The organism is Aminivibrio sp. (genome assembly GCF_016756745.1).
Classification (GTDB): Bacteria; Synergistota; Synergistia; order Synergistales; family Aminobacteriaceae; genus Aminivibrio.
On sequence record NZ_JAESIH010000055.1, the window covers coordinates 92,501 to 106,296 of the forward strand.

The window sequence follows — 13,796 nt, forward strand, 5'->3', positions numbered from 1 at the left end:
ACTGGTTGAACCCTATTATTTCCGACGAGGGAGTTCTTCTCTATGAAGCCCGGCCATCCCGAGTCGGCCGGCAATCTGCCCTGAAAAAAACAGGGAGACGCTCGCATCCCCGGAGCACGCCTTGAAAATGGCTGAGTGAAACGAGTTCGAGACCATGGGAATCGGCGTGCTCCTTTCCGATGTTGACCAGGGTGTGGAACGGATTCTTGTGCTGCTGATCGAGAAAGTACACTCAATGAAATCGCCAAGAGACGAATCCCGGCATGACAACCTTCTTTCAGCCCCCGGCCGTTTCCTATCTCTTTCGTCCGAGCGGAAGCAGGGCCAGGGGCGCTTCCCCCCCGGAGCCCGCCGCCATCCCGTACAGGATGGCGGCGTAGCTCGTTCCCGACTCCACCCTGCGGCCAAGGATGGACGACGAATCGGTGTGCTCGAGGACGGTTCCTTTTTCGATCCCGCACTCGCGGAAGAGCATCAGCACGAGGGCCGCGGCAGGCCGGGCATCCACGTCGATGGTCTTCGTTCCGGCAGGCCGGACATTGGCCAGGACCTCCAGAGTCTTTCGGTCCTCGGCGGCCATGAGCTCCGGTGTTTTGTAATGGGACAGGTCCATGCTCAGGATGACGGCATCGCCGTCACGGAGCAGATCCCTGACGGCGTTCTTCAGGATGATCAGTGCCAGGTCCGGAGTTCGTGCACCGATGACCAGGGGAACCACCGATGCGTTGGGAAAGTGCCGGGCAATGAAGGGGATGTGGATCGTTATGCCGTGCTCCCGCCGGAACAGGACCCTGTCAGCCCCCGCCACGGACAGGGACGGGAGCGTTTCGCAGGCTTCCCGGTCTGCCCTGAGAATCCGCTCCGGGGTCCGCCAGTCGTCGGGTGACAGAACCGCGAAGGTCCGGGCCCGGCGGAAGTGGTCGGGGGAAAGCAGCCATACCCGCCGGACGTCCGGCGACCCCAGGTGATCGTAAAACCGCCCTATCATGCCGAGGGCAAGATCATGGTGGGGAACGATGCCGCCGATGATGCGGGCAGGCATCTCCCTTTCCCCGCCGCCGTTTCCCGCCCCGCCTTCCGCCTTCCGCAGAATACCGCTCCCTGCCGCAATGACGCAGAGGAGCAGCACTGCCTGAAAGAGCTTATTTCCGAAGCTCTTCATACCACGCAGGATGGTGTTTTTTCAGTTCCCCTGACCGGGCCTGGTCGTAGACCAGCGCTTTCCACTCTTCGTCGGTCATGCGGCCGCCGCCCAGGGAGCGGACGAACTCGTAGTAGGAGAAAATGAACCCTCTCGTTACCCGGGGACCGCCCGATGCGTCGTTGACGAAGACATGGATTCTCTGGGGCCTTCCGGAGGCGATGTGCAGCACCCGGCCTTCGAAGTAGTCCGTCGCGATATCTGTGACCAGTGCCATTCTGAGCTGTTCTGTGTTTTCCACCATTTCTCCCGGCAGCAACAGCCGGGCGTTGAACGCCCGGGCCAGGTACTTGATATTCCCGTAGTCTTCCGCCGTCAGGAGCTTGCCGCCGGTTTCCTTTGCCGCGATGTCCCGGGCGATGGTCAGCAGTTCGGCCAGGGTGTCCAGCCTGGAGGTATAGGGTATACCCTCCTTCTCGAACTCCTCGTCCTCCGGCTCCATGCCGAATTCGCGGATGAAGGACTGCATCCGGGAGACCGCCGACAGAAGAATATCAAAGGTCCGGGGATCGGGCTCCACGTACCCCTTGGGCTGCGGAGGGGCGAAAGGTCCCGCTTCGGTGCCGCCGCCGTCGCCCATCTCGGCGCCGGACTGCTCGGCGTAGAGCACGGTGTCGTGCTTCAGCTCGGCCCAGGAGGCGGAAAACGTGGACAGCTTCTTCCAATTCCACGCGGGAGACCGATAAAAAAACTGGTCCGAGCCGGAATCCCGGAACCCCTCATGGAAGGCTTTTATCCACAGGGAATAGACGGTCTCCTCCCCCGCGAGGTGCTCGTCCATCCAGGCTTTCAGCTTCTTCAACGCCTCGGCGTAGCCCTTGACGCGGTTGTTTTTCGCCGCAAGGCCGTCGGCGGCCGGCGACCCCAAGGCGGCCATGACGTCCGCCCCTTCCGGGAGGTTGCGTGGGTTAGCGCCGGTCCCCACCCTGGGGGAGGTGAGCATGTTCATCACGTAGGCGTCCGGGGTGAACCGCTTGCCGGACATGCGGAAGACCGGAAGCCGGGAGGCGAAGTCCTTCGTGCCGTCGTCCCCGCCCGGGGTGCTCCGGATCAGAGGGCCGGGGACCGTCTTTTTGATCTCCCCGGCCAGGGCAGAGAGAATCTTGCCGTCGGTCAGCCGTTGAGCGGCTCCCGAAAGGGCGCCTACGCGCTCCTTTGCCAGTTTCCGGTAGATGCGGGTTCCCCCCGTGTTCGACGCGCCCACCAGGAAATCGATGGGAGCTTCAAAAGCGTTCCACTGTTCCTCCTGCTCTCCGAGGACCAGGGACACCAGGGCCGCCGCGGCGACGTTTCCGGGCTCCGGCGTGCCGTCGTCTGAGAAGAGAGCAAGTTCAGCGGAGCCGAGCCAGCTCATGGCCCGAAAATACCGTTCCAGTTCCGGCCTGAGGGTGTAATGCCCCCGGGGCCTGAAGGAGGTGTAGTCTATTTTCGCCCCTGTGACTGCGGAATCCGTCACGTCCTTCGCGGCCAGGATCCGGGCGACTTCTTCGGAAGCGTTCTTCGACAGTTTTATCCGTTTTCCCGGTTTTTCTTCCAGGAGGGCCAGCGGTACGGAGAACATGTCCCGGGCCGTTTTCCAGGTCTCCCCCGCTCCCGCGGAGGCGCAGGCCTCCTCAATGCCGCCGAGGACCGCCAGGGCCGTTTTCATGCTTTCCCCGAGCGCCGGGGCCAGGTAGGTGCGCTCGAATTTCTGCAGCATCCGGTCGAACACCAGGTGGAAGGCGTGGAGGAAAAGGTCCGCGGTGATGAAGTCCGCCTGGTAATCGGTAGTGTACCTGTAGTAATCCGCCAGGTCGTCCACCTGGAGGGCATATTCGTCCATGGTCCACGGATCGTCGATGTAAAAGCCCTTCCTGAGAAGGGAGGCGGCCATGTCCTTCGTCACGGGAAGGAATTCCGTCATTTTTTCCGGGGTGTCCGCACCCAGGAAGCCGTCCCCGTAAAGGGAGGACATGGCGGAGTACCGCATCTTCGACGGCAGAAGACCCTTGTCCACCCTGGAATTGTCGGGCCTGTAGCCTTCCAGGGAGCCGAAATCGGCCTTTTTGCCCCAAGCGTACCGGGATCCCACGCCGCCGTCGCCGAACCTGGTGTCGGTGGAAAACTCGAACAGCAGCCAGCCTTCCTTTCCTTCCGAAAATTCACCCACCGCCGTCACCGTTTCCCCCCGGGCGAGGGAAAATCCCTCGGCGGAGAGGCTTCGGGCCGAGCCGCCTTTCCCGGGCTGCAGCCGCAATTCCGTGCCGTCTTTTTTCACCATGAAGGAACGAGGTTTGAAGCTTGTGTGTTCCGGAACTTTTTCAATGCCCTCCTTCCGGATGTAGCAGAGCGCCTTCCCGTCCTCCGGCGAAAGAAGGACGTACCATTCGCCCGCGAACTGCCTGAGCTTGCTGTCCGTTATGGCGCGCAGTTTCAGATGATTTCCGTAGACGGCGACTCCGTAGAAATTCGGGAGATCCCACAGGTCATCCGCCGCGGGCACTTTCGCTACGGGTTTTCCGAACAGGGGCACCTCATCCGCCGTGACGACGTACAGTCCGTCTCCGCCCGCAGGGCCGGAAGCGCTCTTTCCCTGCGCCGCCGGGGCAAGAATGCACAACGCAAGAATAAGGACGGCGCAGAGCGGAACAACCCCCGGCAACGAAACGCCCCACCCGGTTCTCATGGTTTTTCTTCTCTTCATCCCTATGACCCCCTTCTTCGTGCCGGCGTGGCCCTGTCCGGACCTTTCGCCGCTCTCTTCCCGGCGCCCGTTTCCAAAACCGCCGGGAAACATCAAAGGATCCTGTTTTCCTAAAAACAATACCATGAAGGCGGCATTTCCGGTCAAAAATCTTCAGGCTATTTCACCATGTCAGGCAGAACACCCTCCTACCCTGCCGCCGGAGCGGTGAGCACGAACGCCTGGACCAGAAAAAACGCGGATGCACAGAGCGGAAACCTCTTCATTTTTCACGACTCCTCTCCGATCGCCCGCCGCGGCACGACGGCGGCGGGGCTATGTCGCAAGAATGTTTCCGGGCTCACTGCCGGAGACGCGATGCAGCAGCACCCTTCCGGTTTCGCTTGGAAAATCACCCCTTCGGGCCGGACCCGAGGGGGATTTTTCCTACCCGGACGGAGAAAGGATTCAGTAGGGAGGGCGGATTTTCGTTCAGAATGTCATTCCCGCGGGGAGAAGGCGCTCAGGAAAGCAGGCTATGCCTTCGGAACGGACTTTTTTTCGCATATCCTTTTTCATGTTCTTTCGGGTCGTAGCGGGTACGTCAGAGACTCTTCCAGCTTTTGAATCCCTTGCCCAGCACTTCGGACGCTTCGACCACGGACATGAAGGCCCTGGGATCACGCTCCGCGAGAAACCTCTTCAGCTGCATGGTCTGTCGGGGTTCAAGAAGGGTGAGGAGGACGGGCCTGGGCTGCTTGGAGTATCCTCCCATGCCGTCCAGCCTGGTGACTCCCCGGTGAAGAGTGAGGTTGATGTATTCTGACACCTCGTCGGGGATGTTGGTGATGATGATGGCCTGCTTCCTGCGGTCGAAGGAGCGGGTAGTGTTGTCCAGCACAATGCCGAAAACGTAGAGCCCCACGGCGCCGTAGATGGCCGAATCGAGCCCCACCACGAAGAAGGAGAGGGCCAGGATCCCCATGTTGATGTAGATTGAGAACTGCCCCATTTCGATGCCGTACCGTTTTCTCATGGCCATGCCGGGGATGTCGAGGCCTCCCGTGGATCCCCCCACCCGAAAGACCAGGCCTGCACCGAGCCCCCGTATGGCCCCGGACACCATCGCCGCCATGAATTTGTCACCGATGACGGGCACCGGAACGAACTCGAAGGCCTTCAACAGAAGGGAAAAAAGCACCACCGCCCAGGCCGTCCACAGGACAAACCTGGGGGACAGCTCCTTCCAGGCCCAGATCATGAGCAGCGTGTTGGCGGCAAGGATAACCCACGCCGGAGAAATGCCGAACACGTAATTCGACAGCACGGCAATTCCGGACACTCCAAGGTCCGGGAAACGGTTCGGAAGCACGAAAATCACCACCGCCAGGGCTTGGAGGGACACCCCCGCAGTCACGGCGAGGAAAGTCCCCCACTCTTCCCTGACCTCCTTCGCGAACCGCTCTGCGGCTGAACGGAGACCGGCTTTCAGCGTCGTGAATTTCACTTTGCCTCTCCTCCTCTGAAATGCGAATCAAAGCACCAAATCAACAGTTTTTCCAGGCAGAAGAAGTGTCGCCGGGCATGAGGCAAATTCGCCCTCCCCGGGGAGGCGCTGGAGCAGGGGAACCGACACGGATGTCGGTTTCACAGGCAGGCAACCGGCGAACGCAGGGAGCCGCGGGACGCGCCCGGGCAGTTGTCATGGACGACAACCCACTCTACCCGCACCCCAGGCGTTCCCCGGTGACGCGCCCCGCTGGGGTGCGGATTGAGGATGCCCTAAATCCGCAGGTTTTTCAGGCAGAGGGAGTGTCGCCGGGCACAGCGCCCGGGCCGAGAAACCGACACGGATGTCGGTTTCAGGTGCAGTTGTCAAGGACGACAATCTGCACCGGCGGCCCAAGCGAGCACTGGTGACACTCCCCGCTGCCTGCGGATTTAGGGATGCCCTCTTTGCCCGAATTCCCGCTCCCGGTCTGGTATAATATATTGGTTGCAGACCTATGGAGCGGAGTGGAAAACATGTTTATTCCTCTTGAAGGACAGTACGTGGTCTCCATCCGGCGCGTTATCGCCATGATACGCCACGGCGAAGAAACGGCCGTCTATCTCGACGACGGAACAATCCTGGCGACGGGTTTCCGCCCGGAAACGCTGGGTAAAAGATACAACGCTTTCAGCAAAGAGGCAAGGGAAAACGCCGAGCCTCTTCGCAGACGAATGGGAGGAAACTGAACATGACGATGAGTCCGGCGGCCCGCCAGTATACCGCCAGCAGCATTCAGGTCCTGGAGGGGCTCCAGGCGGTCAGGAAACGTCCGGGAATGTACATCGGCGACACGGCGGCGAGAGGGCTTCACCACCTGGTCTACGAAGTGGTGGACAATTCTGTGGACGAAGCCATCGGAGGATACTGCACATCCATATACGTGACCATTCACCCCGATGAAAGCATTTCCGTGGAGGACAACGGCCGGGGCATCCCCACCGACCCCCACCCCTCCAACGGCCGCCCCGCGTCGGAAGTGGTGCTTACGACCCTCCACGCCGGAGGCAAGTTCGACAGCGGCGCCTACAAGGTCAGCGGGGGTCTCCACGGTGTGGGCGTCTCCGTGGTCAACGCCCTGTCGGAGTGGCTCGAGATCACCATATGCCGGAACGGCGAATCCCGCACCCAGAGGTTCGAGCGGGGCATCCCCGTGACGGAGCTTTCTGAAGGCGTCCCCACGGAGAAGAACGGGACCATGGTCCACTTCCTCGCCGACAAGGACATCTTCGAGGAGGTCAAGTTCTCCGCCGAACTCCTGAGCGTCCGCCTCCGGGAGCTCGCCTTCCTGAACCCGGGACTTTCCATCACCCTCGACGACAAGAGGGAGAACAAGGTCAAGGAATTCCGCTACGACGGCGGGATGAAATCCTTCATAGAATACCTGAACCGGGGCAAGACAGTGCTCTTCTCCGAGCCGGTGACCATTTCCGGCGAGAAGGACGGCGTATCGGTGGACATCGGTCTCCAGTACAACGACGGCTATCTCGAGAGGGTCTTCGGCTTCGCCAACCTCATCCACACCGTCGAGGGAGGCACCCATGTCTCCGGCCTGCGGACCGCCCTCACCAGGGGCGTGAACGAAGCTGCCCGCAGGGGCAAGCTGCTGAAGGAGAAGGAAGAGAACCTCTCGGGAGACGATCTGAAGGAAGGCCTTACCTGCGTGGTCTCCGTGAAGCTGTCCAATCCCCAGTTCGAGGGGCAGACCAAGACCAAGCTCGGAAACAGCGATGTGAAGGGAATCGTGGATTCCATCGTCTACGAAGGGCTGCTTGCCTGGTTCGAGGATAACCCACAGGTCGTGAAGGCCGTGGTGGAAAAGGCCATCAAGGCACGGCAGGCGAGAGAGGCGGCCAAGCGGGCGAGAGAACTGGTCCGCAAGTCTGTGATGACCGGCCTGAGCCTTCCGGGAAAGCTCGCGGACTGCTCGAGCAGGAACCCCGAAAACACCGAGGTCTACATTGTTGAGGGAGATTCGGCCGGAGGCAGCGCCAAGCAGGGACGGGACAGGAGCTTCCAGGCCATCCTTCCGCTGCGGGGGAAAATCCTGAACGTTGAAAAGGCCAGGCTTGACAAGGTCCTGGCCAACCAGGAGATCCGGACCATGATCCAGACCCTGGGAGCCGGCGTGGGAGACGATTTCGACACGGGCAAGCTGCGGTACCACAAGATCATCATCATGACGGACGCCGATGTGGACGGCGCCCATATCAGCACCCTGCTGCTGACCTTCTTTTACCGGTACATGCCGGCCCTCATCGAAAAAGGATACCTTTACCTGGCCCAGCCGCCCCTGTACCGGGTTCAGAAGGGCAAGACGGTCTCTTACTGCTACAACGAAAAAGAACTCAGGAACATCCTGGACAACGCCCCGGACCCATCCAAGATCAGCGTGCAGCGGTACAAGGGACTCGGCGAAATGAACCCTGAACAGCTCTGGGAGACCACCATGGATCCCCAGAACAGGGTTCTCAAGAGAGTGGAGATCGACGACCTCATGGGCGCCGACGAGTATTTCAGCATCCTCATGGGCGACAAGGTGGAGCCCCGGCGGGACTTCATCGCTGCCCACGCCCACGAGGTACGCAACCTGGACATCTAGGGACGGAATCAGCATCTCGAAGGGGCCTCCGGCAATCCCGGAGGCCCCTTTTTACTTGTCTCTAGTAGGCCATCTCCAGGATCCGGAGGATGTCCTCCCTCTCGATCTTCCGCACCGCCCCGAGGGGGGCGAGCTTCGCCGCGTTGTCGGCGATCCTGGGCAGATCCGCCTTGGCCACTCCGACTTCCCGGAGAGTCACGGGAGACCCGAGGGAGCGGAAGTACTCCCTTAGCGCGCGGATACCTCTCAGGGCCCGGTCTTCACCGTCCCTGATGCCGAAAACATGTGCGGCGAGCCGTTCGAACACGGGTTCCGCGTCCCTGTACACATATTCCATCCAGGCGGGCATGATGATGGCCAACCCCATGCCGTGGGGGACGTCAAAGATGGCGCTCAGGGAGTGCTCGATGCGGTGGGAGGCGAAATCCCCCCGGGTGGGACGGCCCACGTTGCTCATGCCGTTGTGGGCCAGGGTGCAGCACCAGGCGAGTTCCGCCCGGGCCTCGTAGTCCGCCGGATCCTTCACGAGCTGGGGAATCCGGCGCATCATGGCCCGGATGAGGGTTTCACAGTAGTCCTGGACAAAGTCGAGCCCCGGGCAGGAGACCACGTAGGCCTCGAGGACATGGGTGACGGCGTCGATTCCGCCGCTCACCGTCTGGCCCTCCGGGAGGCTCGCCTGGACCGACGGGTCGATGACGGACACTTTTGGGACGAGGACGGGGGACGCTATCGACCACTTGCTCTCGTCCTCTTCCCTGGTGACCACGGCGGTGTTGTTCATCTCCGAGGAAGTGCCCGACGCGGTCAGCACGCCGTAGACGGGCAGGGCTTCCTTCACGGCCGCCCTGCCGCAGAAGAAGTCCCAGACGTCGCCGTCGTAGAGAGCCCCCATGGCAGCCGCCTTCGCCGTGTCGAAGACGCTTCCCCCGCCCACGGCCAGCACGGCTTGGGCTTTCTCACTCTTCAGCAGGGCGACGACGTCCCGGAGCTTGGACAGCCTGGGGTTCGACCGGACGCCCCCCATTTCGGCATAATGGATGCCGTGTTTCTTCAGGGATTCCGTCACGGCCTCGTGGACGCCGTTTTTGAAGATGGAACCTCCTCCCGCCACAAGGACCACCTTGGAAATCCCGTCCGCCGCAAGGGCATCTCCGATCTGCGGAATGGTTCCCCTGCCGAAAATGATTTTTGTCGGCGCGTAAAATGTAAAATTCTGCATGTTTTTCTCCTTTCGCCGAGGAACTCCCGGCATGAACAGTATTGTACCCCCGGAAGCCGGAGGATGTATAATGGCGGCGAAGAACAAAGGAGATGATACCATGGGAACGGAAACCAAAAAGAATCCGCGGAAAACGGGGCAACCCTCACCCCTTGCCAGGCAGATCCGTATCATCTTTTACACTGTTTTCATCTGCATCACCATAGTGCTTCTCGCCGTCTCCCTCGATCTCATGATCAATCCGTCGAAAAACTGGACGGATTCCCTCGCCATCCGCTGGATATCGGAACGGCGGAACATGCTGCCCTTTTTCAGGTAAATCCCTTTCCCGCATAAGCCTCCCGGGCGGCAGCGCGGCGAACGTGGTTCCGCCGTGCCTGCGCCGGCTGCTTTTTTCCCCCTTTACCCTTTTCCAGCCGGGCTTCCCTGAACATTCTTTTGAAGAAGAAGACAGATTTTGATCGGCCGTTCTCCGCCGTGATATTGTATGCTATCATTGCATTCAATCCGGAAATCCGGAGAAGTATAACGGTCAATGCGACCAGGGAGGCAATACCAGTGTATCTCGCAGGAGTTTTGTACTGTTGCGCAGCGGCTGTCTTCTGGGCTCTCGGCCCCGTATTCCTGAAAAAGGGGCTCGCCTTCCTGGACCATACCGAAATGGCCGCCTCCCGTACCATCGGGTTTGTGGCGGCTTCGCTGATTTTCTGTATTCTCGACCCGAACGCCTTCATTATCTGGCGCTTTCCTTCCCGGCTGCTTCTCTTCGTCTTCCTGAACATCCTCGTGGGAAACGTTCTCGGAGACCTCTGCTATTTCAAGTCCCTCGAACTCATCGGTGTGAGCAGGGCGGTGGGAACCACCTGCTGCTATCCCCTCTTCGTCGCCGCCATCTCCTTCTTCTGGCTCGGGGAGTCAATTACCCTTCCCCTCGTCCTGGGCACGGGCGTCATGATCGCAGGGCTTTTGATGCTGAAATCCGGAGGCCGGAAGACCGCCGACGCCGGGGCGGAAACTGCATCGTGGAAGGGCTTCCTTCTCGCCCTGGCGGCCGCCTTCAGCTGGGCCGCCGTCATGGTGCTCCAGAAATGGCTGCTGTCCGTCCACGACCTCCCCGCCGCATCCGTCACCCTGTGGCGTGCCCTGTTCCTCTTCGCGGTGTCCTGGGGCATCTGGGCCTGGCGGACGAGAAAAAATCCTGAAAAGCGGCTCCACCTGCTGACGGCGCCCAGGGCAATCCGGGCTTACGCCATCGCCGCCGGAATCTTCGGCCTCGCCGCCGGTGGGTACGTTTTCGCCCTGGCCATCAGGATCATCCCGGTATCGGTGGCAACACCGATCACGGCAACGAGCCCCCTGATCGCGGCGGGCATGGCGGTGGTTCTGTTCCACGAGTCCATGCGGCCCGTGCAGTGGGCGGGCATTCTCTGCATCCTCGGGGGAGTGCTTACCGTCAGCACCTGATGCCCTTCGGTAATCTCCGCGCCCCTGCGCCTTTTTCGCGCGGGGGCGCGGCTTTTCCTGCCCGTCGTCTAGAACTCCAGGATGACCTTGCACACCTCCGAGGGGTTTTCCTCGATGAACTTCATTACCTCCCGGACCTGTTCGAAGGGGAACCTGTGGGACACGAGGAGTTCCGGATGTACCGAACCGTCGGAAAACCACGAGATGACCTCGGGGAACTTGTTCCGGTTGAGCCGGGAGCCGAAAATGGAGAGCTCTTTCTTCACCGCCTCGAGCTGGACGAAAGACGAAGGCTCCTTCGAGAACCCGAGCAGGCCTATCCGGCCCGCAGGGGATGCCATGCGGAGAAGGGAGGGGAACAGGTCGGGGTTGCCTACGGCGTCGATGATGAGCGGAACCCCTGCCCCTCCGGTCCATTCAGCCATGGTATCCTCCAGGGAAGCCTCCCGGGTGTTGACCGCGAGCTCCGCCCCGAGGGAGCGGGCTTTCTCAAGCCGCACGTCCACGATGTCGGCCACGGCGCAGGCCGTTCCGAGCCTCCGGGCCGCCTGCAGGATCACCCGGCCTATGGGGCCGGCGCCCAGGACAAGCAACCGGTCGCTTCCCGAGCACTCCGTCCTGGAGAGGACGTTCGCCGCGATGGTGAACGGCTCGACGAGGGCCCCCTTTTCGAAGGACCAGTCGAAGGGAATTTTGTGAAGGTTTTTTTCGGGGAGGGCAATATATTCCGCAAACCCCCCATCCCTGTGGACACCGAAGACTTCCAGCCGCTCGCACACGTTGGGGCGGCCTATGGAGCAGGGATAGCAGGTTCCGCAGCCGACGACAGGATCCACCGCCACGTGATCCCCCCGGGCGTATTCAGTCACACCGTCCCCTACAGCCGCAATTTCTCCGGCAAACTCGTGGCCTATGACCCTCGGGTATTTCGCGAGAGGGTTGGTGCCGTGGTAGATATGCATGTCCGAGCCGCAGATGCCCCCGGCACGAACCCGGACGAGCACTTCTCCCCTTCCCGGCTCGGGGACGGGAACTTCCCGGATTTCAAGACTGTGGGGCTCCGCTACATACACGACTTTCATGGTCCGCTTTCCTACCTGGAGAGCCAGCCGCCGTCCACGGCGACGATGTAGCCCGTTACGTAGTCGGAAGCGGCGGACGAAAGGAAGACCGCCGCGCCCTTGAGGTCGTCGGGGGTACCCCACCTGCCCGCGGGGATCCTGGCAAGGATCTCCTCGTGCCTGACGGGATCTTTCCGGAGGGGCTCCGTATTGTCCGTGGCCATGTAGCCGGGGGCAATGGCGTTCACCTGGATCCCGTGCTTCGCCAGTTCGTTGGCCAGGAGCTTCGTCAGTCCTGCAACGGCGCTTTTGCTCGCCGTGTAGGAGGGAACCCTGATGCCCCCCTGGAAGGAGAGCATGGAGGCGATGTTCACGATCTTACCGCCCCTGCCCTGTTTCTCCATCTGCCGGGCCGCCTCCTGGGAGAGAAAGAACAGGCTCTTGAGGTTCACGTTCATCACGTCGTCCCAGTCCTTCTCCGAAAACTCCAGGACGTCCGCCCGGCGGATGATGCCCGCGTTGTTCACAAGGATATCCAGCGAGCCGAGGCCGGCAACGGTCTCCGCCACGATATCCGGGATCCTTTTCTGGGAGGTCAGATCGGCCTCCACGTAGAGAAATTTCCTGCCGAGGGATGTCACCGCCTTTTCCGTCTCCGGCATGGGAAGAGGTCCCACGCCCACAATGTCCGCCCCCGCTTCGGCGAGGCCTTCGGCAATGCCGAAGCCAAGGCCTTTCCGCGCGCCCGTTACGACCGCCACCTTGCCGTCGAGCCTGAACGAATCGAGTATCATTTCTTTTCGCCTTCCTTTCGCATATTGCCGTCAATAGGTAATGAGCACCTTGAGGTACTTTTCCGGATCCTCCAGGATATCCCTGAAGGCCGTGTTGATCTTCTCGAAGGGGTAGACCGCCGAGATCAGGGGGTCGGGGTTCACCAGGCCCTTTTCGAACCATTCAATGACCTGGGGGAACCGGCGGCAGTTCATCCTGGAGCCGACAATCTTGAGTTCCTCCTCGTATAATAAATTCGCGGTGGGGAAAAGTGAAGGAAAGCAGGTCACCGCATACACCTGCGTCCTTTTGTCTGTTTTTCCTTCCTCGCTGCTCCGGTTATCCCCGGTATCCCAGTTCCCTGGAAATGGCCAGGGCCGTCTCCCGGATTTTTGCGCCGAAGGCGAGAGACTGGCTGTCGCTGAAACGGTAGGCCGGGGCGCTTATGCTCACCGCCCCCACAGGGCAGCCCCTGAGGTCGAGAATGGCGGCGCCCACGCACCGGATGCCCTCCTCGTTCTCCTCCACTTCCTCGCAGAAACCCCTTTTTCTTCCGGCCGCAAGCAGCGCCTTGATCTCCTCCTTGTCCGTTACGGTGTTTTCCGTCCGGGGAAGCAGCTCCGTCCTGTCGAGGTAAGCGTCCACCTCCGCTTCGGGAAGGGCCGCGAGGATTGCCCTGCCTCCGGACGTGCTGTACAGGTCCCGCTTGGCTCCTATGCGGGAACGCATCCCCACGGGATGGGGACTGTCGAGTTTGTCCAGGTAATAAGCCTCCCCCCCCTCGTAAATAAAGAGGTGGACCGTTTCATGGCTCTCCTCCCACAGGCGCCGGAGCCACGGGCGGGAAATCTCCGCGAGACCGGCGCGGTGGCGGTACGCGTCCGCCCAGAACAGGACGGAAGGCCCCATCTGGTACCGTCCGCTATCGTCCTTCAGGACCACCGAGTACTCCCGGAGGGTGGAGAGAATGCGGTGGACCGTGGCCTTGGAGAGGCCGACGGCATCGGCGATCTCCGTAATGCCGACCTGCCTCCGGGTCTCGGCCAGGAAGCCGAGGACACCTATCGCCCTGTCGAGAACCCGGATGGAACCGCCGGACTCCTTCCCGGCGGCCTCGTCGTCTTTCTTCTTCCAGGTTACCGCGACGTTCAAAACTTCCGCTGTTTCGGTGCTGTTTCCGTCTGTCCTTGCTTTCTTTGCCATAAAAATTCCACCTGCCAAAATGACGATTCTTTGGATGAAACAACCACCACTACGTTAC

The 13,796-nt window shown here is 61.1% G+C and carries 12 protein-coding genes; 4 read left to right on the forward strand and 8 right to left on the reverse strand.

Going from position 1 to position 13,796, the window contains the following annotated elements; genetic code table 11:
• Window positions 1-295 precede the first annotated feature (295 nt).
• From amrB to JMJ95_RS09115, 3 genes are all read right to left on the reverse strand, one after another.
• Window positions 296-1,162, reverse strand: coding sequence for an AmmeMemoRadiSam system protein B (gene amrB, locus JMJ95_RS09105; RefSeq protein ID WP_290684691.1), 867 nt, complete (start codon window positions 1,160-1,162; stop codon window positions 296-298).
• Window positions 1,143-3,884 (reverse strand): DUF3160 domain-containing protein, encoded by a 2,742-nt coding sequence (locus JMJ95_RS09110; protein ID WP_290684692.1) that lies wholly within the window; start codon window positions 3,882-3,884, stop codon window positions 1,143-1,145. Before JMJ95_RS09110 ends, amrB begins: the two co-directional genes overlap by 20 nt.
• 583 nt (window positions 3,885-4,467) lie before the next feature.
• On the reverse strand, window positions 4,468-5,370 hold the full coding sequence (locus JMJ95_RS09115; RefSeq protein WP_290684694.1) for a YitT family protein: 903 nt from the start codon (window positions 5,368-5,370) through the stop codon (window positions 4,468-4,470).
• 518 nt (window positions 5,371-5,888) lie between these two features.
• Between JMJ95_RS09115 and JMJ95_RS09120 the strand changes: the two genes are divergently transcribed.
• Together JMJ95_RS09120 and gyrB are read left to right on the forward strand one after the other, a co-directional pair.
• Window positions 5,889-6,101, forward strand: a complete 213-nt coding sequence (locus tag JMJ95_RS09120) for a hypothetical protein (protein WP_290684695.1) — start codon at window positions 5,889-5,891, stop codon at window positions 6,099-6,101.
• 8 nt (window positions 6,102-6,109) lie between these two features.
• Complete coding sequence (gene gyrB / locus JMJ95_RS09125) at window positions 6,110-8,014, forward strand: DNA topoisomerase (ATP-hydrolyzing) subunit B (protein WP_290684755.1); 1,905 nt, start codon at window positions 6,110-6,112, stop codon at window positions 8,012-8,014.
• Between the two features lie 61 nt (window positions 8,015-8,075).
• On the opposite strand, the gene JMJ95_RS09130 is transcribed toward gyrB, so the two are convergent.
• Window positions 8,076-9,236 (reverse strand): iron-containing alcohol dehydrogenase, encoded by a 1,161-nt coding sequence (locus JMJ95_RS09130; protein ID WP_290684696.1) that lies wholly within the window; start codon window positions 9,234-9,236, stop codon window positions 8,076-8,078.
• Between the two features lie 70 nt (window positions 9,237-9,306).
• Between JMJ95_RS09130 and JMJ95_RS09135 the strand changes: the two genes are divergently transcribed.
• The gene (locus JMJ95_RS09135; RefSeq protein WP_290684698.1) at window positions 9,307-9,555 is read left to right on the forward strand and encodes a hypothetical protein; all 249 of its coding nucleotides are present in this window, start codon (window positions 9,307-9,309) and stop codon (window positions 9,553-9,555) included.
• Between the two features lie 239 nt (window positions 9,556-9,794).
• Window positions 9,795-10,700 carry a DMT family transporter gene (locus tag JMJ95_RS09140; protein ID WP_290684700.1) on the forward strand — a complete coding sequence of 302 codons (906 nt, stop codon included), beginning with the start codon at window positions 9,795-9,797 and terminating at the stop codon, window positions 10,698-10,700.
• A 68-nt stretch (window positions 10,701-10,768) separates the two neighbouring features.
• Here the strand turns inward: JMJ95_RS09140 and JMJ95_RS09145 are convergent, their stop codons facing one another.
• Genes JMJ95_RS09145 through JMJ95_RS09160 form a run of 4 tightly spaced genes read right to left on the reverse strand, consistent with a single transcriptional unit; the run spans window position 10,769 to window position 13,738 of the window.
• Window positions 10,769-11,782 carry a Zn-dependent oxidoreductase gene (locus JMJ95_RS09145; protein ID WP_290684702.1) on the reverse strand — a complete coding sequence of 338 codons (1,014 nt, stop codon included), beginning with the start codon at window positions 11,780-11,782 and terminating at the stop codon, window positions 10,769-10,771.
• Window positions 11,783-11,793: 11 nt separating this feature from the next.
• Complete coding sequence (gene kduD / locus JMJ95_RS09150; protein WP_290684704.1) at window positions 11,794-12,555, reverse strand: 2-dehydro-3-deoxy-D-gluconate 5-dehydrogenase KduD; 762 nt, start codon at window positions 12,553-12,555, stop codon at window positions 11,794-11,796.
• Between the two features lie 30 nt (window positions 12,556-12,585).
• The gene (locus JMJ95_RS09155; RefSeq protein ID WP_290684706.1) at window positions 12,586-12,825 is read right to left on the reverse strand and encodes a hypothetical protein; all 240 of its coding nucleotides are present in this window, start codon (window positions 12,823-12,825) and stop codon (window positions 12,586-12,588) included.
• A 49-nt stretch (window positions 12,826-12,874) separates the two neighbouring features.
• A complete protein-coding gene (locus JMJ95_RS09160) occupies window positions 12,875-13,738 on the reverse strand; it encodes an IclR family transcriptional regulator (protein ID WP_290684708.1) in 864 nt (287 codons plus the stop codon).
• Window positions 13,739-13,796 lie beyond the last annotated feature (58 nt).